Origin of the sequence: Thioalkalivibrio sp. ALJ24 (assembly GCF_000377785.1) — a bacterium.
GTDB lineage: Bacteria > Pseudomonadota > Gammaproteobacteria > Ectothiorhodospirales > Ectothiorhodospiraceae > Thioalkalivibrio.
The window spans coordinates 66760-86504 of record NZ_KB898726.1; the positions used below are offsets into that span (position 1 = coordinate 66760).

The window sequence follows — 19745 nt, forward strand, 5'->3', positions numbered from 1 at the left end:
TCGGGCGATTCGGGGCATGATGGAACCGCAGGGTCCCGATGGCGGGAGGCATGTTGGTTATGGATGAACCAACCGATGATCACTCCGGTTCGCGCGGTGGGCGGGGCCGTCGGGAGGGCCACCGACGGCCCGGTCTGCCGTTGCTGCTGGGCTTGCTCGCGACTCTGGCCTTCGCGGCCTTGTTTCTGCTGGTGGATCGCGCATGGGAACGACAGCTCGCGGAGCGCCACCATGCCAACCTGGCCAGCGAGGTCGCCAGCAAACGCACGCGCCTGGAGAGCACCATCAACAGTCTGGTGCATGCCACCATCGGGCTGTCGGCCTATGCCGAGGCCCGTCCCGGGCTGGATGCCGACGAGTTTGCCCGGGTTGCCCGGCGCCTCTACCGCCGCGACCCCGGGGTGTTTCGCTCACTGACCCTGCTGGCCGGATCACACATCCATTTCATCTACCCGCTGGAAGGCAATGTCGAGGCCCTGGGCTTGGACGTGGCCAACCATCCCCAACAGGCCGAATCCTTCCATCGTGTACGCCAGAAAGGGCAGACGGTGGTGGCCGGGCCCTGGACCCTCGCACAGGGCGGAACAGGACTCCTGGTGCGCAGCCCGGTCGGCGACGGAGATCGGGGGGAGGAGCGGGCCTCGCAGCAGCTGCATCCGATGTCCTTGTACTCCATGTCCAGCGTGGCCCTGGACTTCGACGAGATCCTGCGTCGGGCGGGTTTCGACCGCGAAGCGAACGAACTGCAGTTTGCCCTGGAGGGGCGGGACGGTACCGGCCCCGGGGGAGAGGTCTTCCATGACCCGCACGGGATCGCGGACGGTGCGGTGGATTTCCGGCAGACGGTGAGCTTTGCCGGTGGCGAGTGGGGGCTGCTGGCCACCACCACGCCGGATGCGCAGGAACTGGCACGGCCGCCGGCCTGGTGGGTATTCGGTCTGGCCGGCAGCCTCGCCCTGGGCGCGCTGACCTGGCGCATGAGCGGCCATATGCGGGATCGTCATCGACTCCTCTCCCGGTACCACTCCCTGGTGAACAACCTCGAGGATGCGACCCTCGTGGTTCGGGGCGCTCGCGTGCTGTGGACCAATCCGGCATTTCGCCGCACGACCGGGCTGGCGGCGCCGCCTGAGGGGCGGATCGAAGATTTCGGACTGTTCCATCCCGAGGATCGTGGTCAACTGCCGCGCGGGCTGGATTTCTCCGAGGACGATCCGGACCCGAACGGCCACCAGGTACGGGTACGCATGGCGGACGGGGCCTGGCGTTATCACCTGTTGCGCTGGGTGCCGATCCCGTGGGAGCAGGCCGGGGCAACTCTGCTGATCCTGGTGGATGTGCACGAGAACCGCCTGCTGTTCGAAGCACTGGCCGAGGCGCGGGATCTGCAGCAGGCGATGTTCGAGGCGATGCCCGGACATGCCCTGGTGATCGGCGATGACGGCGTGGTGCGCCGCACCTTCGGTGAGGGCCGGATGACCGAGGGTGGTGGTGCGGAGCCCTCCGGTGAACCCGACCTGGTCGGGCACGCGATCGAGGAGCTCCTGCCGGAGGATCTGGCGCGGCACTTCCGCGGCGTCGTGGCGAAATCGCTGGAGGAAAGGGCGCTGCAAACCACGGAATACTGCCTCCCGGCCGGCGTGCTGCACCCGGTGAGCGGCCGCTCGGATGTATTCGACGCCGACGCTGACGCCGGGGACACACGACGCTGGTTCGAGGCCCGCGTGCGTCCGATCGCTGCGCATTTCGAGGGACGCGGCGCGGTGGTGTGGCACGCCCTCGACGTAACCGACCGGCGCAATCTGGAAGAACGGCTGCAGACCCTCGCCTGGCAGGATCCGCTGACCGCTGCCGCCAACCGGGCCGCGATGGAGCGCGCCTTCCCGCGGATGGCTTCGCGTGCGCGCCGCTCTGGCGGCCACCTCGCGCTGATCTTCATCGATCTGGACCGTTTCAAGCCGGTCAACGACGAATACGGCCATGCGGTGGGGGACCAGCTGCTGCGCAAGCTGTCCACGGAACTGGGCGCACGTCTGCGTGCCGAGGACCTGCTGGTGCGCCTCGGCGGCGACGAGTTCCTGGTCCTGACCGGGCCGCTGGATTCGCCCTGCGAGGTGCGACCGATCATCGAACGGCTCAATGCGGTGTTCGAGACCGACCGGGAGCTGTCACTGGAGGGAGGCGAGTCGGTCCGCGTCTCGATCACGGCCAGCATCGGAGTGGCCTTCTACCCCGAGCACGGGGAACAGCTGCCAGGGCTGATTGCCGCTGCCGATCAGGCCATGTACCGGGTCAAGGGCGAAGGACGCAATGCGGTGGCCTGGGTCGACGAGCCCGGCGGCTCAATCCAGCCGCTGGAGTGACAGGCGGCGGGAGACATCCCGTTCCAGCGACTCAGGCAGCTCCAGCATCCGGTCGGCCAGCAATTCCCCGCTGACCGGCGCATACAGCAGCCCGCGCGAACCGTGGCCCAGGCTCAGCAGGACCCGGCCCTCCGGATCCAGGCGTGACGCGCCCACCAGTGGCAGGCGGTCGCGATACACCGCACGCACCCCGGTCCAGCGTTCGTTGATCCGCGCTTCCTCCGGTGAAGGCATGCCCGCCACCCAGGCCAGATGCTCGAGATTGCGACGATCATCTTCCGCGGTGGGAGGAGGCGGGCGCGGGGGGGATCCCGGCGGCCCGTCATGGCGGTAGGTCGCCCCAATCCAGTGGTCGTCGTCGCCGCGCGGGATCCAGTACCCCTGGCCGGTGCGGACCCGTCCGCCTTGATAGCCCGGAATGGCCTGGCTCAGGCGGCTCATCTGCCCGCCGACGGTCGAGAGCCGCGCCTGTTCCGGGCACAGAGGTGCTTGCGGATCCCCACCCGCGCTGGCAACCACGACCGCATCGTAGGTCGCCGTCACATCCCCCGGCGCCTCCAGCTCCAGGCAGATGCCATCGGATTGCGGCCGGATTTCAACCACCGCCCGTGGGCAAACCGCCGGGAGACCGGCCGCCAGGGCCCGGCAAAGGGCCCCCATGTCGACCGCAACCCCGTCGGGATAATCGAGCACCGGCCCTGCGGCACCGGCGCCCGACGGGGTCGCGGGGTCAAAGAGATAGCCGCTTTCCGCCGGATCCCGGGCGCGCAAACGACGCACCCGCTTGCGGGCGTGCTCCGAGACCCCGTGAAACGCGACGCCCCGGCCCAGTAGCGGGCCAGCGCGAGGATCCTCCGAGGGCGTGGCACGGGCGATCAGGGCATGGGCGTGCCGCATGCCGGCCAGCGCCAGCGCGTTGATCTCCGGATCGTGCGGGAGCAGATGCGGCAGCAGTACAGCGGCCGGGTTCCCGGAGGCCCCGCCCGCAGCACCCGCCGGATCGAACAGGGTGACCTCGCAACCGCGATCCTGCAGCGCCAGTGCCGCGGCCAGGCCGGCGATCCCGGCACCTACGACCGCGACCCGCTGCGGGCGCGTCGGACCATCCTCGGGGTCGGAGACCACGGTGCCGGGGGAGGTCGAGCCGGAGACCGGCATGTGCCCGCACAGGCGCTCACGCTTGCGTCCGTGACCCGGCTCGCGGCGCACCTCGAAGCCGACGGCCTCCAGATCCCGCCGGACCTGGCCGGCGGCGGCGTAGGTACCGAAGGTCGCGCCGGGCCGGGAGATCCGCGCCATCTGCCGGAACACCCCGATGTTCCACAACCCGGGGTTGCGTCGTGGCGCGAAGCCATCCAGGTACCACGCATCCACGCGGGCCCGGAGCCGGGGCAGGGTGACCGCCGCATCGCCGAAAACCAGGGTCAGCACGGCACGGGCCTCGGGAAAATGAATGCGGTGCACCCCGGTCACCGGCGGCGGATAGGCTTCGCGCAGCCGCCGGGCTTCGGGACCATCGAGATCCAGCCGGCGATGCGCCAGAGCCAGATCATCCGGGTGCAGCGGACGTGATTCGAAACCGATGAGTGACAGAAACCCGCCCGGCCGGGCGCGTTCCCGCCATTCGCGGAGGGTCAGCAGGGTGTTGAGGCCGGTGCCGAACCCCGTCTCGGCCACGACGAGCCGGGCTCCCGGCCGGGCGAAGCGACGCGGGAGGTCGTTGGCTTCCAGGAAAACCTCGCGGGCTTCCTCCAGCGGCGTGACGGAGCCGAAGTAGCCGTCGCCGAACTCCGGCGAGACGGGCTGACCGTCCCGCCATTCGACGCGTGCGAAGGGCAGTGCCTCGGGCAAGGAGGGCGTCGCGGTTTACTGGCCCGCGAGCTCGCTGAAGGGCTGCATGGCCACCTGATCGTCGCTGCGGCCGTTCTCCAGTTGAGCGAACAGGACTTCGCCGATCTCGCGGAACTGCTCCAGCTCTTCGCCTTCCAGCGCGTCGCTTTCCGGAAGCTCCACCCGCATCGGATCCTTCGGCTGGCGGTTCACGTGGACCTCGTAGTGGAGGTGCGGGCCGGTACTGCGTCCGGTGTTGCCGGACAGTGCGATGCGGTCGCCGCGTTCGACTTCGTCGCCGGGGCTGACCAGGGCACGATCCAGGTGCAGATAGCGGGTGGAATAGCCCTGACCGTGCTCGATGACAATGAAGCGGCCAGCGTACTGGTCGTGTTCGACCCGCGTCACCCGGCCATCCGCCGGGGCCTGAATGGGCGTACCGATGGGCATCGCGAAATCGGTGCCGTGATGCGGCGCGACGCGTCCGGTGACCGGATGGCGGCGCTGGGGGTCAAACGACGAACTGATGCGATAGTTGCCGGAGAACGGGCGCCGGTCGAACGGGGGTAGAAGGCTTTCACCGTCCTCGCGGTAGAAGCGATCGTTGACGTTGCGCGCGGCCTCTTCCTGGATGCGTTCACCGTTGTATTCGAAGGCGAGCAGGCGCAGGTTGCGCGGCGTGTCATCACCCTCGATGGTTTCCTGTTCCACCAGCAGGGTGAACTCGTCCCCGGCACGCGCCTCCCGACGTACCGGAAGGTGCCGGTCCATCAGCGCCGCGATCGCAGCCGCCGCACGCGGCGAGAGTTCGGTCTGGCGGGACAGGGCGGCCGAAATCGAGCCGTCGATCTCGGCGCTGATGATCAAGTGCGAGGTCTCGCGGGCATTCTCGATCTCGTGGCGGTCGAAGTCCCAGCCGTCCTCCTCGCGCACCCATTCGTGACCGGAACCATTGCGGCCCCACAGGCGCAGGCGGGTCAGATAGCCTTCGTCATCAACCTGCCACTCGAGCTCCTGTCCAGAACGAATGCGATTGAGGATCTCGGCGTTGTCGTCGTCGTCCAGCAGGCGGTAGAGGGTGGCCAGCGGCAGATCCCATTCGCGTTCCCACAGGCTGCTCAGCCGGTCGTCACTGCTCAGGGTGTGGCTCTCCCAGTCTTCCTCCTCTCCCAGTTCGGCTGTCTTGTCCGGCCCGTCGTCGTCCAGATCGAAGGTCTCGTAGGAGGTCGCGTCCTCGTCGAAACCCGTACCGGCGCCCGCCGGGTCGTCGACCGGGGCATCCTCGCGGAGCGCGTCCTCCGCGAAGGCTACTTGCTGCGGTCCACCGGCGGGTGCCGGGTCATTCACCGGGAGGGCCGCAAGGCTGACCGGCTGTTCGGCGGCATACGGGGTGCCGTTGGCCGTGGACGCCGCCGAGGATACCGGAAGGGTGGAGATTTCGAGGGGCTGGGCCGCTTCCTGGGGTTTGGAAGCGAAGACCAGACCGGAACCTACCGCAAGGGCGAGGCCGGCCGTTCCCATGAAGCCGAGAGAGGTGAACCTGCGCTGACCGTTCATGGACAACGTTCCGTTTGGACTTGTGGCTTTATACCATGATTTGCTGCGCGGTGAACCCGTGGCATGGATCCGTCGATTCTCGCGGTGTCGTTTGCCGAATGCCTTCATGAGCGGATACCCGTTCCCCGATTCAGAAGCCACAGTGCGAGACCATAGAGCAAAACAATGAACACGGCGATGATCGCAAAAGAAGCGGTGACGGAAAAGTCACTGGTTCCCAGGCTGCCGTAGCGGAAGGCATCCACCATGTAAAAGATCGGATTCAGCATGGACGCGCCCTGCCAGAAGTCCGGCAGCAGGCTGATGGAGTAGAACACGCCCCCAAGATAAGTCAGAGGCGTGAGAATGAATGTAGGAATCAATGATATATCATCGAAAGTTCGAGCAAATACGCCATTGATAAGCCCCGCGAGCGCAAACAGGATGGAGGTCAGCAGGACAACCCCCAGCATGACGACCGGGTTGTGAACGCTCAATGGAGAAAAGAACATCGAGACAATCAGAACCGCAACCCCGACGGTAAGGCCGCGCGCGACGCCACCGAACACGAATCCCAGGATGATGATGCCGTTCGGCATCGGCGAGACCAGCATCTCTTCGATATGACGCTGGAACTTCGATCCGAAGAATGATGAAACAACGTTGGAATAGCTGTTGGTGATAACGGCGAGCATGATCAGGCCGGGGACGATGAAGTCCATGTAGCGGTAGCCTTCCATCTCCCCGATCCGCTCGCCGATCAGGCCGCCGAATATGATGAAATAGAGCGCGGTGGTAACCACCGGCGGGAGAACGGTCTGCACCCAGATTCTGGCAAAGCGCAGTATCTCCTTGATGACGATGGTACGCAGAGCGGTAGTCCACAGTCGCAGATCCGCCGCATTCATGCCTGACCCTCCTGCCGGTCGCTGGCGCCGCCGCCCCCCGGGGTGAGCGTGCTGCTGGTTGTCTCGCTGCGGGTCATGCGCACGAACAGTTCCTCGAGGCGGTTGGCCTTGTTCCGCATGCTCTGCACACGGATTCCTTGCTGATCAAGTAGCTGGAAGAGATCATTCAGGTTCTGGTTGGAATGGATGTCGGCCTCCAGGGTCAGATCATCGATCCGGCGCAGCGGAATGGGGCCCCCTTCGGGCACGGCCAGCGGTGGTTCGGCCAGATCCAGCACCATGGTCTCGGTTTCCAGCTTCGCCAGCAGCTGCTTCATGGTGGTGTTTTCGATGATCCGGCCGTCGTCGATGATCGCGATGTTGCGGCACAGCGACTCGGCCTCCTCGAGGTAATGCGTGGTCAGGATGATGCTGCGCCCGTCCTCGTTGATCCCCTGGAGGAAGTCCCACATGGACCGGCGCAGTTCGATGTCGACACCCGCGGTGGGTTCGTCGAGAATCAGCAGGCGGGGTTCGTGCACCAGGGCCCGCGCGATCATCAGACGCCGCTTCATGCCGCCGGACAGCATTCGCGCCATGTCCTCGCGCTTGTCCCACAGACCGAGTTCGTTGAGATAGTGGCCCGCACGCTCCCAGGCTTCGCGCCGCGGGATCCCGTAGTAGCCGGCCTGGTTGACGACGATCTCGCCCACCGGCTCGAACTGGTTGAAGTTGAACTCCTGCGGGACGAGGCCGATCGAGCGCTTCACGCCGCGGGGGTCGCGGTCGAGGTCGTGGCCGAACACCCGGACCTCGCCGGCGGACTTGTTCACCAGCGAGGTGATGATGCCGATGGTGGTGGACTTGCCCGCCCCGTTGGGGCCGAGCAGGGCGAAGAAGCTGCCCGGGGAGACCTCGAGGTCGATACCCTTGAGCGCCTCGAAACCGTTGTTGTAGGTCTTGCGCAGCCCGCGGATTTCCAGTGCTGGCGTCATGCGGCGTTCCCTGTCGAGAAGTTGGGGCCGGGCGTGCCGGCTGCAGGTGGCGTTATTATGGGGGCTTTCCCGCGAGCATGAGGAAGCCCCCAGTGGAATCCGTTTTTGTTGCCGATGCCCCCGCCGCCGTTGATTTGATCCCGGTCACACCGCAGTCGCTGGAGACGGTCCTGGAAGAACGACCGGCTCGTTACCGGCGCTGGGTGCGCGCGATGGATTTTGCCGCCGAGGCGGGAGAACTGCTGCGGATTGCGGACGAGGCGGGAGATCTGGAAGCGGTGCTGGTCGGCCATCGCAGCGACGAGCCGCTGTGGATGCTGGCCGCGGCGGCAGAGGGCCTGCCGGGCGGGATCTACCGGCTGGATACGCAGGGTCTGGATGCCCCGACGCTGGAACGGGCGGCGGTCGGCTGGGGCCTGGGCCGTTATCGTTTCCGCCGCTACCGCACTGACAACAAGGTGGAAGACCGGGCGGCGCGCCTGCTGTGGCCGGAGGGGGTGGACCGAGAACGGGTCGTGGCGATGGTGGAGGCCATCGGGCACACCCGGGACCTGATCAACACTGCCCCGGCTGACCTTATGCCGGGAGAACTGGCCGCCGAGGCGACGCGTCTGGCCCGGGCGCATGGCGGTACGGCGAAGATCGAGGAGGATCCGCAGATCCTGGCGCGCGACTGGCCCTGCATTCACGCCGTTGGCCGCGCCAGCGAACATGCCTCGCGGGTGATCGAACTGAGCTGGGGCCCGGAAGATGCTCCGTCGCTGGTGCTGGTGGGCAAGGGCGTCTGCTTCGATTCGGGCGGGCTCAACATCAAGCCCGACAGCGCGATGCGGCAGATGAAGAAGGACATGGGCGGGGCCGCGACCGTGCTCGGGCTGGCCGGACTGATCATGCGTACGGGGCTGGCGGTCCGCCTGACGGTACTGATCGGCGCGGTGGAAAACGCGGTGGGGTCGCGTTCCTTTCGCCCCGGGGACGTGCTCACCGCGCGCAGCGGCCGGACCATCGAGATCGACAATACCGATGCGGAAGGGCGGCTGGTGCTGGCCGACCTGCTGGACCGGGCACGCGAACTGGAGCCGGCGCTGGTGGCCGATTTCGCGACCCTGACCGGGGCCGCGCGGGTCGCCGTGGGGCACGAGATCGCGGCGTTCTTCGCCTCCGACGACGACTGGGCACGGGCCCTGGAAGAGCCGGCGGCGAGCTGGGACGATCCGGTCTGGCGTCTGCCGCTGCACGCGCCCTACCGGCACATGCTGGAGAGCGACGTGGCGGATGTCGTCAACGCCAGCGCGGGCGGGCAGGCCGGGGCGATCACCGCGGCGCTGTTCCTGCAGGACTTCGTGCCGGCCGACACCCCCTGGCTGCATTTCGACATCATGGCCTTCAACACGAGGGCACGGCCGGGGCGGCCGAAGGGTGGCGAGGCGCTGGGGCTGCGCGCGCTGTTCGGCGCGCTGGAGAAGCGCTTCGGCCGGACCGGATGACCTCGAGTCAGATGACGTTGAGGTCGGGGCGCGCGCGGATGATCTTGCGCAGTGCGATCAGGTAGGCCGCGGTGCGGTAGTCCAGTACCTGTCCGTTGCTCTCCACCTCGCGCACTTCCTGCATCTCGCTGAAGGCCTCGCGCATGGTGTCGTCCAGCCCGGAGCGCACCAGATCGATCTCCTCGGCGCCGCGCACGATGGAGTCGCGCAGCCACTCGGGGACATCCTGGTTGGTCATCATCTCGATCGCACTGACGATGTGCTGGCCCTGCGCCTGATCGTAGCGGCGCTCCATGCGGCCGAAGCGGATGTGCTGGATGTTGCGCACCCACTCGAAGTAGGACACCACCACGCCGCCGGCATTGACGAACACGTCGGGCAGCACCGTGATCCCGCGCTGTTGCAGGATGCGGTCGCCCTCAAAGGTGCAGGGGCCGTTGGCGGCCTCCGCGACCAGTCGCGCCCGGATCCGCGGGGCATTGTACTCGTGGATCGCCCCCTCCAGCGCGGCCGGGACCAGCACGTCGCAGTCCTCTTCCATCAGCCGGTTGCCGTCACGCTCGAAGCGCACGCCGGGGTAGCCGTCGAGGGTGCCGGTACGGTTGATGTAGTCGTGCACGGCGTCGACGTCGAGACCCTCTTCGGAATAGATCCCGCCGTCGCTCTTGATGATGCCGACGATGCGCGCGCCGTCATCCTGCTGCAGGAAATGGGCGAGGTGATAGCCCACGTTGCCGAAGCCCTGAACGATCACCCGCTGATCGCCCAGACCGCCCTGAAGACCCGCCTCGGCCACCGCGGCCTTCGACCGGAAGAAGGCCTGCAGCGCATACTGAACCCCACGCCCGGTAGCCTCCAGCCGCCCCCGCATGCCGCCCAGATCCACCGGTTTGCCGGTGACGGCGGCGACGTGGTTGATGTCATCCGGGCGCTGCTGCCGGTAGGTGTCGGCGATCCACGCCATCTCCCGCTGCGAGGTGCCGACATCGGGGGCGGGCACGTTCTGCGCCGGGGAGACGTAGTCACGCTGGATCAGCTCGTGCGCGAAGCGGCGGGTAATGCGCTCCAGTTCGGACTCGCTGTACCTGCGCGGATCGATCCGCAGTCCGCCCTTGGAACCCCCAAAGGGGATGTCGATGATGGCGCACTTGTAGGACATCAGCGCGGCCAGGGCCTCGGCATGGGCCTGGTCCATGTTGGGGGCGAAGCGCATCCCGCCCTTGACCGGCAGGCGATGGGCCGAGTGCACCGCCCGCCAGCCGTGGAAGACCTCGACCCGGTCGCGGAACTGGATGGGAAAGGACACCTGGATGACCGAGTCACAGGTCTGCAGCCCCTCGCGAGCCCCTTCCGGGATCTCGAGGAAATTCATCGCGCGGTCGACCATGCGCGCCACGGTCTGCTGGAAGTCGTCGGTCTGCGGAGATACGGGAGGGGTCATTGCTGCGGTCCGTGACGGAAAACGGACGTGATTGTACACGCCGCCGCCGGGCGACTGGCAAAAAAAGGCCGAAGCGCCCGGCAGGAACGCTTCGGCCTGTCGATCCGCGGGCCGGCCGGCGTGGCCGGCCCGGTCAGCGCGGGATTACCAGTCCGGCGCGTCGTCTTCGTCCTCGTCGTCATCTTCTTCCTCGCCCATGGCTGCGCCACCCGCCGCGGCACCGTCGTCGGCCGGCGGGGCGCCGCCTTCCGCACCACCCGCTTCGGGGGCGCCACCCGCTTCGGGAGCACCGCCCGCTTCGGGGGCGCCGCCTGCTTCGGGAGCACCACCCGCCTCAGGGGCAGCTTCTTCGGCCGGCGGGGCACCGCCTTCCTCGGCTCCGCCGCCACCCATGGCGCCGGCCGTTCCCATCGAACCGATGGCGAACAGGGAAGACAGGGCAAAGGCGATGGCCGTCTTGCGATATTTCATCGTTAAAAACTCCTGGGGTTTGCAAGCTCTGGGTTTTGAAAGCTCTGCAGGCCCGCTGGAAACCGGGAGCCCGGAATCTCCAGCGTCTGCACCCGAATAGATTGCAGTGACCATGCCAGGATGGCTGGTCCGCTCATAAAGGGGCGAATATCAATGGTTTCTGCATCCCCCTGTGAAATGGTTCGCGGCGATGTTCCGCGGGTCGTCCGGACACAGCGGGTCACGCTGACCCGTGTCGCATTGCCACAAGCCCGGTCCGGCGTTGCTGGACTCCGGAACACTCCGGGGGGACCATATGCGCGTGCTCCCAGCCTTGTTTCCAGGATGCCCGATGCCCGTCCCAGTCAGCGCGCAGCTCCTGCCGTGACCTACCGCGCGCCGGTGCCCGCCGAGGGGCAGGGGTCCTGTGCGGGCACGCACCCGCCCGGGCCGCAGCGCTTCTCCGTGGCACCGATGATGGACTGGACCGATCGCTGGTGCCGTCGTTTCCACCGGCTGCTGACCCGGCGGGCCCTGCTGTACACCGAGATGTTGCACGCGAACGCGGTGGTGCAGGGCGATCGCCGGCACCTGCTCGGATTCGCCGACATCGAACACCCGGTGGCGCTGCAGCTGGGCGGGTCCGAACCCGCCACCCTGGCGCAGGCCGCGCGTATCGGTGAGGACTTCGGTTACGACGAGATCAATCTGAACGTGGGCTGTCCGTCGGACCGGGTACAGTCGGGCGATTTTGGTGCCAGCCTGATGGCCACGCCCGAACGGGTCGCCAGGGCCGTGGAGGCCATGCAGGCGGCGGTGAACATCCCGGTGACGGTCAAGCATCGCATCGGGATCGACGACCAGGACTCGGACGCCGATCTGCGCGCCTTCGTGCGCACCGTGGCGGATGCCGGTTGCCGGCATTTCATCGTGCACGCGCGCAAGGCCTGGCTGCAGGGGCTCAGCCCGAAGGACAACCGCGATGTTCCGCCGCTGGATTACGCCCGGGTCCATCGCCTCAAGGCCGAATTCCCGGACTGCGTGATCGTGCTGAACGGGGGCCTGGACGACGTGGCCGGCGCGCGGGAACACCTGGCCACGCTGGACGGGGTGATGTTCGGGCGCCATGCCTATCACCGGCCGTGGAGCCTGGCGGAGGTCGATCGGCTGTATTTCGGCGAGGCCTGGCGGCCGGAGCGTGCCGAGGTGGTGCGCGGGCTGCTGGACATGGCCGAAGCGATGCGCCGTGACGGCGTGCCGCTGGCGCGGCTGACCCGCCATGTGCTGGGGCTGTTCCACGGCGAGCCGGGTGCGCGTCAATGGCGCCGGATCCTGACCGAGGGCGCCCATCGCCCGGATGCCGGCCCCGAACTGATCGAGCGCGCGGCCGCGGCCTGTCCGGCGGCGCAGGGCGGGGCGCCCGCCACGTCCGACTGACGGCGGTCTGGATGACCGCCCGCTCTCAGTCGTCGGGCTCCAGCCAGCCCTCGCGCAGGCCGTCTTCCAGCACCTGGTGAATCGACGGAAATCCGGCCTCCCAGTCTTCCGCGGCGAGCGTCTCCACCGTGCAGAAGGTCTCCAGCTGATCCGGTTCCAGCGCGGGCGCAGGGTGATCGTGGCCGGCGATGCACAGCACCGGGCCGTCCGGGCCGCGGAACCATGCGCGACGGATGCCCGGATGGATACGGTAGCGAACGCCCGGCCGGGGGTCCGGGGGCGGGGCATCCTCGTCCGGGGTTGCGAGTCCGGTACTGGCCGTCGGGCGGGTGAGGAAACGGCCGAGATAGGCATCCAGATCGGCATCGTCCGCCGCCAGCAGGGCCCGCAGCGCGTCACGCAGTTCGCGCCGATCGCCCGCCGGCAGTTCCCCCGGCCAGGTATCTGCGGGGCGCCCCGGGTCCTCGAAGCGGGCCTGATCCCCGATCACGTTCGCGCGTTCCTCGAGAAAGCCGGTCAGCACGTCGAGGATGGCCGGGGCGCGGAAGCCGACGGACCAGGTCATGCATTCGCGATCCAGGGATTCACCGTAATGCGGCACGCCCGGCGGCAGGTACAGCATGTCCCCGGGTTCCAGCTCCCAGCTGTCGGTGGGCCGGAAGTCCCGCAGGATCGCCAGCGGCAGGTCCTCGAAGCACTCCGGATTCCCGGGCGGATCCTGAATCTGCCAGCGCCGCCGGCCCGCCGCCTGAAACAGGAAGACGTCGTACTGATCCATGTGCGGGCCCACCGAGCCGCCGGGCGGGGCGTACGAGATCATCAGGTCGTCGCGCCGCCAGCGCGGGATGAAATCGAACTGCGCGAGAAACCCCGGGCCACCCGGCCAGAAGCGCTCGACGTCGCTGACCAGCAGGGTCCAGTCGCGTTCCGGCAGCCGGGCCAGGCGGTCCGGCTCGAACGGGCCGTATTCCACGTCCCAGTCGTTGCGCTCGCGGTGGCCAAGGACCAGCCGGCTGCCGGCCTCGGGATCGGTGGCCAGGCCGGCGAGGTCGTCGGCTTCAATGGGATTCTCGAATCCGGGGATCGCGCCGCGGATCAGCAGGGGTTTCTGCTGCCAGTAATCCCGCAGGAATGCGGCCGGCGTGAGTCCGCCCAGCAGGGTCAGCGGGGTGTCCGGGTCGGGCGCTGCCACGGTCGACTCAGACGTCGCGGGCCAGGCGGTCCGCCAGACCGGTGTAACGCCCGGGGGTCAGCTCGCGCAGGCGCGCGCGCGCCTCCTCGGGGATGTCCTGCGCGTCGATGAACTCGTGCAGGGCCTCGGGGGTGATCCGGCGGCCGCGGGTAAAGTCCTTGAGCTTCTCATAGGGCGAATCGATGCCGTAGCGGCGCATCACCGTCTGCACCGCTTCGCCGAGGACTTCCCAGTTGGCATCCAGATCCTCGTCCATGCGAGTGGATTCGATCTCCAGCTTGCCCAGCCCGCGGGCGAACGCCTTCCAGGCGATCAGCGACCAGGCGAAACCCATGCCGATGTTGCGCAGCACGGTGGAGTCGGTCAGGTCGCGCTGAAAGCGCGAGACCGGCAGCTTGCCGGCGAGGTGATCGAACACCGCATTGGCCAGGCCGAGGTTGCCCTCGGCGTTCTCGAAGTCGATCGGGTTGACCTTGTGCGGCATGGTCGAGGAGCCGACTTCGCCGGCCACGACCTTCTGCTTGAAGTAGCCCAGCGAGATGTAGCCCCAGATGTCGCGCGAGGCATCCAGCAGGATGGTGTTGGCGCGCATGAAGGCATGGAACATCTCGGCGAGGTAGTCGTGCGGCTCGATCTGGGTGGTGTGCGAACTGGGTTCGAGACCCAGGTCACTGACCACGCGCCGCGCCAGTGCCGGCCAGTCAACCTCGGGGTAGGCCACCACGTGGGCGTTGTAGTTGCCCACCGCGCCGTTGATCTTGCCCCGGCAGACCACGCCGGCCAGCTGCTCGCGCTGGGCCTGCAGGCGATGCACGACGTTGGCGATCTCCTTGCCCATGGTGCTGGGCGAGGCGGGCTGACCGTGGGTGCGCGAGAGCATCGGCTGGTCGGCGAATTCTCCGCTCAGCTGGCGCAGGTGGCCGAGGATGCCGTCCAGCGCCGGCAGCATCACCTCATTGCGCGCCTCGCGCACCATCACACCGTAGGCGAGGTTGTTGATGTCCTCGGAGGTGCAGGCAAAATGCACGAACTCCATGCGCGCGGCGAGTTCGGGATGGTCCTGCATCTGCTCCTTGATGTAGTACTCGATCGCCTTGACGTCATGATTGGTGGTCGCCTCGATGGCCTTCACGCGTTCGCCGGCGGCATTGTCGAACTCGGCCGCGATGCGCTCCAGCGCGGCGGTGCCTTCGGCGGACAGCGCCGGGACCTCGGCGATCGCGGGCTCGGCGGCCAGCGCCTTGAGCCAGGCGATCTCGACGCGCACGCGGGCCTGCATCAGGCCCTGCTCGCTGAACCAGGGAGCAAGGTCGCGGGTGTGACGGGCATAACGGCCATCGACCGGGGCGATGGCGGTGAGGGCGTTCAGGGACATGGTCGGCCTTGTGATGGGGCTTGCTTGTGCGGCGCAGTATAATACACCGTTCAAGTGCACAGCCGGAGCCCGGAATGACCCGACCAGGCCATCGTCAGGAACACGACAGCCTGGGCACCGTGGAGGTGCCCGAACAGGCCCTTTGGGGCGCACAGACCCAGCGCGCCATCGAAAACTTCGCGATCGCCGGGCGCCCGCTGCCGGCGGCCTTCATTCGTGCCCTGGCGCAGGTCAAGGCGGCCTGTGCCGAGGCCAACCGCTCACTGGAACAGCTGGACCCGGACACCGCCGCGGCCATCGTGCGGGCGGCCGAGGCCGTCGCCCTGGGCGAGCACGCGGACGCCTTCCCGGTGGATGTCTACCAGACCGGTTCGGGCACCAGCAGCAACATGAACATGAACGAGGTGCTCGCCCGCCTGGCCGCGGCGGAGGGCTGCACGGTCCATCCCAATGATCACGTGAACCGCTCGCAGAGCTCCAATGACGTGATCCCCACCGCGCTGCACGTGGCCACCCTGAGCCAGCTGGAGCACGAACTGCTGCCGGCCCTGCGCGGACTGATCGCGACCATCGCCCGGCGCGAGGCGGAACTCAAGGGGCAGGTGAAGACCGGGCGTACGCATCTGATGGATGCGATGCCGGTCCGCCTGGACCAGGAACTGTCCGGCTGGCGCACCCAGCTGGAACTGGGCGTGGAGCGCCTGGAGGCGACCCGCGACCGGCTAGGGCGCCTGGCGATCGGGGCCACCGCGGTCGGCACCGGGATCAATGCCCCCGAGGGCTTCGGCGAGCGGGTGGCGGAGCGTCTCTCGGAGCGCACCGGGCTCGCCTTCCGGCGGGAGCCCAACGGCTTTGCCGCGCTGGCCAGCCAGGACACGGCGGTGGAATGCTCGGGCCAGCTGCGGACCGTGGCCACCGCGTTGATCAAGATCGCGGACGACCTGCGCTGGATGAACTCCGGGCCGCTGGCCGGGCTCGGCGAGATCGCCCTGCCGGCCCTGCAGCCGGGCAGCTCGATCATGCCCGGCAAGGTCAACCCGGTGATCCCCGAGGCGGTGCTGATGGCGGCGCGCCAGGTGCTCGGCCTGGATACGGCGGTCACCGCGGCCGGCGGTGCGGGCAACTTCCAGCTCAATGTGGGGTTGCCGCTGATCGCCGACAATCTGCTGCAGATGATCGGCCTGCTCGCCCGTGCCGCGCAGCACCTCGGCGAGCACGCAGTCGCGGGATTCAGCGTGAACGAAGACGTGATGCGGGCGGCGCTGGACCGCAACCCGATCCTGGTCACCGCGCTGAACGCCGAGATCGGGTACGAAGCGGGCGCGCGCATCGCCAAGGAGGCCTACGCCTCCGACCGGCCAATCATCGACGTCGCCGCCGAGCACACCGGCATGGACCGCGAGCGGCTGCGCCACCTGCTGGACCCGCGCGGGTTGACCGGGCCGCAGGAGGGCTGATGGGGCGTGCGGTCGGCGGCCGGGCCGGGGGCGCAGGCGTCAGGTCTCGTCGGTGATGGTGCTGATACGCCCTTCGTTGACGATCATCTCGCGCAGCTGCTCGAACGGGACCGGTCGGGAATACAGAAAACCCTGCGCGTAGTCGCAGCCAAAATCCTTCAGCAGCCGAGCCTGCTCCACGGTCTCGACGCCTTCCGCGACCAATTGCATGCCGAGGCTGCGTGCCATCACCACAATGGCGCGTACGATCTTCGCGTCCTCATCGGTCTTTTCCAGATCCTTCACGAAGGAACGGTCGATCTTGAGGGTGTCGGCGGGTAGCTGCTTGAGCTGGGTCAGGGATGCGTGCCCGGTGCCGAAGTCATCCACCGCCAGTGACATGCCGACCTCACGCAGGCGCTGGAACACGCGCACCGCGGTATCCGCATCGTCCATGATCACGCTTTCGGTCAGTTCCAGCTCGATGCGGTCGGCGGGGATGCCGAACTCCTCCGTCGTGGCGAAGAACTCCTCGGCCAGATTGGGCTGGCGCAGCTGACGCGCCGAGACATTGACCGCGACCCTCGGCAGTTCACGGGCCGGACCCGGCAGGCTCGCCAGATCCCGACAGACCTGCTTCAGGACCCATTCCCCGATTTGCTCGATCAGGGTCATCTCCTCGGCGATCTCCATGAACTGCCCCGGGGGCATCAGGCCCAGGTGCGGATGCTCCCAGCGGATCAGGGCCTCCGCCCCGGATACGCGTCCGCTCTCAAGATCCACCTTTGGCTGGTAGTAGATCCGCAGTTCGTCATTTTCGATGGCACCGCCCAGATCGGTTTCCAGGCGGAAATGACGGAAGGTGCGCGAGTTGAGATCCTCGGTATAGAAACGAAAGCCGTTGCGCCCGCGTGCTTTGGCGTCGTACATCGCGGCGTCCGCGTTGGTGAGCAGGGTATCCGCCTCGTTACCGTCGTAAGGAAAGACCGCGATACCGGCCGAGCAGGAGGTCAGCACCGGGTGCTCGGCAACCGTACGCTCCACCGCCGTGGTGCGAACGATCTCCGTGACCAGCCGCACCACGGCCTCGAGACCCTGGATGCCCTCGATCAGGATGCCGAATTCGTCGCCGCCCAGACGCGACAGCGTGGGATTCAGGTCCTGACCGTCGCACCAGCGGGAACCCTCCAGCAGTGCAGAGAGGTCGGCGGCCACCTTGCGGATCAGCTCGTCCCCGGCGCGGTGCCCGAGGGCATCGTTCAGGCGCTTGAAATTATCCAGATCCAGCAGGATCAGGGCGACGTGGCTGGAACCCTGCGCATGACGTTCCATGGCCTGCGCAAGCCGGTCGCTGAACAGCATCCGGTTGGGCAGGTTGGTGAGAGAGTCGTGCGACATGTGATGCAGGAGCTCGCGCGACTGCCGCTCGGTGATCCTCTGCAGAGCTTGCTGGCGCCGTTCCATCAGCTGGTGGAGGTCGGCGGATTCGAGCGCATAGGCGGCGTTGAACAGCATCAGGGTCAGGGCCGAGAGCGTCAGCTCGTGGCGCGCAGGTTCCTCTCCGCACGGACGCGCCGCGAACATGCCGCGCACCCGCGTCCGCGTGGAGATCACGTGGAGCAGCACGGCCCCGCCATCTTCCCCGGCAGGCAGCAGGACAGGATGGTTCTCGTGCAGGGCCCAGGAAAACGAACCCTCCTCGATCAGTTGTTCCACCCGCTCGGGCAGGTCTCCGGGGGCCCCGTGTTCCCGGTCATGGCGCTCCAGACAGAACGAGGCATCGTTATCCAGCAGGTAGATCGCCGACTCCGACAGAGGCAGCAGCCGGCGCGCGGCCTCCAGGGTGTTGCGCACAATGACCTCGGGGCGGCGATTACCCTCGGTGTCCCCGAAGATCGCGGTGGTGGAAGACAGGACATCCATCACATAGGCACTGTTCTCCAGGGCCTGTTCGAGATACTGGATCCGCTCCTGGAGCCGTTCGGGGTCATCCGGAGTCAGGTGCGAAGGACTCATGGGAATCGGCATGCCTTTCCGCCGGGGCGGGTCAGTCAAGAAGGATGCGAGCCAGCTGGTCCAGCTGCTCGCGTGCATGGAGGGCCATTTCTTCACACTGGTCCATGTTCAGACCGATCCGTTCAAATGCCTCGCGACTCACCGGAGGCACCATGCGCTCGCCGGAGGAGCCCAGACGCATGGCATTGGCCAGCGAATCGGCTACGTGCACGATGCTGGCCTCCACCGGAAAGGCGGGTGCTTCCAGCGGATCGTGATGGTAGCGGGTGGCTTCCACGTGCGCCGGGGTCATGTCCCACCGTTCCAGCAGGGCACTGCCGATCTGCGCATGATCAAACCCCATATAGCGACGTTCGGCCACGAACATCAGGTCACCCTCGCGTTCCCGCAGGTCGATCAGTTCTTCCGCGTGCCGCCCGAGATAGAGGAACATCAGCAGTCGGCCGATGTCGTGCAGCAGACCGAACAGGTACAGCCGTTCCACGTTGGCCTCGCGGCGATAACGCGCGATCCCGCGTGCAAGCAGGGCCGTGGCAAGGCTGTGACGCCAGAAGGAAGCCATGTCCACGCCGATGACCGGCAGACCACGGAAGTGTTCGATCACCACCGTCGACAGCACGATCTGCCGGATCTGCTGGAGACCGATGATGGTCACCGCCCGATGCAGGGTTTCGATCTCGTGCGGGTAGCCGTAAAGCGAAGAGTTGGCGAGCCGCAGCGTCTTGGCCGCTACTGTGGGGTCCAGCTCGATCGCCTCACTGACGTTCGCGACACTGGCCGATGGGTCGTTGATGCGCTCGACGATCGCACGGAACGCACCGGAAAAGCTGCACAGTGAGTCGTCCGCGCGGAGAAAATCCTCGAGGGCGAAACTCATCTTCGCCCCCGGTGGTCAGCACGCTGCAGTTCTTCGAGCAGGACGCGCCGCGCGATGCGGAAGATGCCATCCATCGGGAATTGCCCGGTGTCGCAATGCCGGAAGCGCTCGGCCAGCAGCTCGTCGGCGGTGGCCTCCGGACACGCCCGGGCGCCCGCCGCGTCCGGTTCCTCTCCGTTGCCCGGGTCCAGTTCCGACCCGGACGTATCGGGATCGCCATCTTCGGCACCATCTTCGGAAGCTGCGCCCCCATGTCCGGAGGCCACCGCGACCTCGGGCACTCCCCATGCACGCAGGATTCGCAGATGCTTGCTCTGCAGAGTCATGCCGGCCGGGACCAGGAGCCGGCCCGAGCGGTCGTGAACGGGCGCCGCGACGACCAGACCGGGCTCCAGCTCGGGGGTGGGGACGGTGCGTGCCATG

Annotated in this window: 15 protein-coding genes; 4 read left to right on the forward strand and 11 right to left on the reverse strand. The window is 67.5% G+C overall.

What is annotated here, in order from left to right; genetic code table 11:
- Positions 1 to 59: 59 nt before the first annotated feature.
- Positions 60 to 2363 carry a diguanylate cyclase gene (locus D571_RS0104400; RefSeq protein WP_018935460.1) on the forward strand — a complete coding sequence of 768 codons (2304 nt, stop codon included), beginning with the start codon at positions 60 to 62 and terminating at the stop codon, positions 2361 to 2363.
- Here the strand turns inward: D571_RS0104400 and mnmD are convergent.
- The 4 genes from mnmD to D571_RS0104420 all read right to left on the reverse strand — a co-directional run bounded on the left by mnmD (position 2343) and on the right by D571_RS0104420 (position 7611).
- A complete protein-coding gene (mnmD, locus tag D571_RS0104405) occupies positions 2343 to 4214 on the reverse strand; it encodes a tRNA (5-methylaminomethyl-2-thiouridine)(34)-methyltransferase MnmD (protein ID WP_018935461.1) in 1872 nt (623 codons plus the stop codon). The genes D571_RS0104400 and mnmD overlap by 21 nt on opposite strands.
- A gap of 15 nt (positions 4215 to 4229) precedes the next feature.
- A complete protein-coding gene (locus D571_RS0104410) occupies positions 4230 to 5750 on the reverse strand; it encodes a peptidoglycan DD-metalloendopeptidase family protein (protein ID WP_018935462.1) in 1521 nt (506 codons plus the stop codon).
- 104 nt (positions 5751 to 5854) lie between these two features.
- Positions 5855 to 6637 (reverse strand): ABC transporter permease, encoded by a 783-nt coding sequence (locus tag D571_RS0104415; RefSeq protein ID WP_018935463.1) that lies wholly within the window; start codon positions 6635 to 6637, stop codon positions 5855 to 5857.
- Positions 6634 to 7611 (reverse strand): ABC transporter ATP-binding protein, encoded by a 978-nt coding sequence (locus tag D571_RS0104420; RefSeq protein WP_018935464.1) that lies wholly within the window; start codon positions 7609 to 7611, stop codon positions 6634 to 6636. The genes D571_RS0104415 and D571_RS0104420 overlap by 4 nt, the downstream gene beginning before the upstream one ends.
- Positions 7612 to 7703: 92 nt before the next feature.
- On the opposite strand from D571_RS0104420, the gene D571_RS0104425 reads away from it, so the two are divergent.
- Positions 7704 to 9098 carry a M17 family metallopeptidase gene (locus D571_RS0104425; protein WP_018935465.1) on the forward strand — a complete coding sequence of 465 codons (1395 nt, stop codon included), beginning with the start codon at positions 7704 to 7706 and terminating at the stop codon, positions 9096 to 9098.
- A gap of 7 nt (positions 9099 to 9105) precedes the next feature.
- Here the strand turns inward: D571_RS0104425 and D571_RS0104430 are convergent, their stop codons facing one another.
- Complete coding sequence (locus tag D571_RS0104430; protein WP_018935466.1) at positions 9106 to 10539, reverse strand: Glu/Leu/Phe/Val dehydrogenase; 1434 nt, start codon at positions 10537 to 10539, stop codon at positions 9106 to 9108.
- 144 nt (positions 10540 to 10683) lie between these two features.
- The gene (locus D571_RS0104435) at positions 10684 to 11010 is read right to left on the reverse strand and encodes a hypothetical protein (protein ID WP_018935467.1); all 327 of its coding nucleotides are present in this window, start codon (positions 11008 to 11010) and stop codon (positions 10684 to 10686) included.
- A gap of 363 nt (positions 11011 to 11373) precedes the next feature.
- Here D571_RS0104435 and dusA point away from each other — a divergent pair, with 363 nt between their 5' ends.
- A complete protein-coding gene (gene dusA, locus D571_RS0104440; protein ID WP_018935468.1) occupies positions 11374 to 12426 on the forward strand; it encodes a tRNA dihydrouridine(20/20a) synthase DusA in 1053 nt (350 codons plus the stop codon).
- Between the two features lie 25 nt (positions 12427 to 12451).
- On the opposite strand, the gene D571_RS0104445 is transcribed toward dusA, so the two are convergent.
- On the reverse strand, positions 12452 to 13618 hold the full coding sequence (locus tag D571_RS0104445; protein WP_018935469.1) for a cupin domain-containing protein: 1167 nt from the start codon (positions 13616 to 13618) through the stop codon (positions 12452 to 12454).
- A gap of 7 nt (positions 13619 to 13625) precedes the next feature.
- Positions 13626 to 14993 (reverse strand): adenylosuccinate lyase, encoded by a 1368-nt coding sequence (gene purB, locus D571_RS0104450; protein ID WP_018935470.1) that lies wholly within the window; start codon positions 14991 to 14993, stop codon positions 13626 to 13628.
- Positions 14994 to 15067: 74 nt separating this feature from the next.
- Here purB and D571_RS0104455 point away from each other — a divergent pair, with 74 nt between their 5' ends.
- The gene (locus tag D571_RS0104455; protein ID WP_018935471.1) at positions 15068 to 16450 is read left to right on the forward strand and encodes a lyase family protein; all 1383 of its coding nucleotides are present in this window, start codon (positions 15068 to 15070) and stop codon (positions 16448 to 16450) included.
- A 39-nt stretch (positions 16451 to 16489) separates the two neighbouring features.
- Here the strand turns inward: D571_RS0104455 and D571_RS0104460 are convergent, their stop codons facing one another.
- From D571_RS0104460 to D571_RS0104470, 3 genes are read right to left on the reverse strand one after another with little or no spacing between them, the layout of a single operon-like run.
- On the reverse strand, positions 16490 to 18445 hold the full coding sequence (locus tag D571_RS0104460) for a bifunctional diguanylate cyclase/phosphodiesterase (RefSeq protein ID WP_026287578.1): 1956 nt from the start codon (positions 18443 to 18445) through the stop codon (positions 16490 to 16492).
- A gap of 31 nt (positions 18446 to 18476) precedes the next feature.
- Positions 18477 to 19322, reverse strand: coding sequence for an HDOD domain-containing protein (locus tag D571_RS0104465; RefSeq protein ID WP_018935473.1), 846 nt, complete (start codon positions 19320 to 19322; stop codon positions 18477 to 18479).
- A complete protein-coding gene (locus tag D571_RS0104470) occupies positions 19319 to 19744 on the reverse strand; it encodes a hypothetical protein (protein ID WP_018935474.1) in 426 nt (141 codons plus the stop codon). The genes D571_RS0104465 and D571_RS0104470 overlap by 4 nt, the downstream gene beginning before the upstream one ends.
- Position 19745 lies beyond the last annotated feature (1 nt).

Coding starts and splice junctions, on each gene's coding strand:
- D571_RS0104400 (WP_018935460.1), top strand. CDS start 60: ATGGATGAACCAACCGATGATCACTCCGGTTCGCGCGGTGGGCGGGGC.
- D571_RS0104410 (WP_018935462.1), bottom strand. CDS start 5,750: ATGAACGGTCAGCGCAGGTTCACCTCTCTCGGCTTCATGGGAACGGCC.
- D571_RS0104415 (WP_018935463.1), bottom strand. CDS start 6,637: ATGAATGCGGCGGATCTGCGACTGTGGACTACCGCTCTGCGTACCATC.
- D571_RS0104420 (WP_018935464.1), bottom strand. CDS start 7,611: ATGACGCCAGCACTGGAAATCCGCGGGCTGCGCAAGACCTACAACAAC.
- D571_RS0104430 (WP_018935466.1), bottom strand. CDS start 10,539: ATGACCCCTCCCGTATCTCCGCAGACCGACGACTTCCAGCAGACCGTG.
- D571_RS0104435 (WP_018935467.1), bottom strand. CDS start 11,010: ATGAAATATCGCAAGACGGCCATCGCCTTTGCCCTGTCTTCCCTGTTC.
- purB (WP_018935470.1), bottom strand. CDS start 14,993: ATGTCCCTGAACGCCCTCACCGCCATCGCCCCGGTCGATGGCCGTTAT.
- D571_RS0104455 (WP_018935471.1), top strand. CDS start 15,068: ATGACCCGACCAGGCCATCGTCAGGAACACGACAGCCTGGGCACCGTG.
- D571_RS0104460 (WP_026287578.1), bottom strand. CDS start 18,445: ATGAGTCCTTCGCACCTGACTCCGGATGACCCCGAACGGCTCCAGGAG.
- D571_RS0104465 (WP_018935473.1), bottom strand. CDS start 19,322: ATGAGTTTCGCCCTCGAGGATTTTCTCCGCGCGGACGACTCACTGTGC.
- D571_RS0104470 (WP_018935474.1), bottom strand. CDS start 19,744: ATGGCACGCACCGTCCCCACCCCCGAGCTGGAGCCCGGTCTGGTCGTC.